The organism is Mycolicibacterium elephantis DSM 44368 (genome assembly GCF_004014805.1).
Lineage (GTDB): Bacteria > Actinomycetota > Actinomycetes > Mycobacteriales > Mycobacteriaceae > Mycobacterium > Mycobacterium elephantis.
The window spans coordinates 1-766 of the sequence record NZ_ATDN01000066.1 but is presented as its reverse complement, the minus strand read 5'-3'; the positions used below and the strand labels follow the sequence as shown (position 1 = coordinate 766).

At 68.4% G+C, this 766-nt stretch carries 1 protein-coding gene; it reads right to left on the bottom strand.

Annotated features, from left to right (window positions below; genetic code table 11):
- On the bottom strand, positions 1-766 hold a 766-nt coding region (locus MELE44368_RS23840), incomplete at both ends, for a condensation domain-containing protein (protein ID WP_164890213.1).

The following is a 766-nucleotide window of genomic DNA, read 5'->3' as shown; positions in this document are numbered from 1 at the left end:
ACGCCGCGGGCACCTCACCCAACAACATCCGGGTCGTCTCAACATCCAGGTCCACCGCCAAGCTGCCGGCGTTGACATAGGTGTCGACCACCGGCTGAACCGCGGGCAACGGCGACGGCACCGAGGCGATCTCTCGCCAGGTTTGGAAGTGCTCGACGACTTCGGGTTTGTTGGCGTGTTCGGTGAGCAGCGTGGCCCACCGGGCGAACGACGTCCCGGTGGCGGGTAGCTGCACGGGTTGGCCGGCGCGGTGCTGGGTCCAGGCGAGGTTGAGGTCCTCCAACAGGATTCGCCACGACACCCCGTCGACGACCAGGTGGTGTGCGACGACCAGGAGTTGACCGGTGGAGGCGACCCAGAGGGCGCTGACCATGCGCCCGGCGGCGGGGTTCAACCGCGCACGGGCCTCGGCCACGGCGTCGTCGGTGAGGGTGTCGACGGTCAGCAGGCAGTCGGCGGCGGACACGGTGCCGGGTTCGGGCACCGTCAGCGACCAGCCGCCCGCATCGTCGTCGACACGCAGGCGCAGCATCGCATGCCGATCCAGCAGCGCCTGCAACATCACCAACACATCGGCCTCGGACACGTCGGCCGGGGCCTGGATCAACGCCGTCTGGTTGAACTCATCGGTGGGGCCGTCAACCTCGCGGAGCCACCCGATGATCGGCGTGAGCGGTACGGCTCCCGAGCCCTCATCGAACTCGTCGACGGAACCGTCTGCGACGGTGGCGGTTTGGGCGAGTCGGGCCACGGTTTGTTCGGTGAA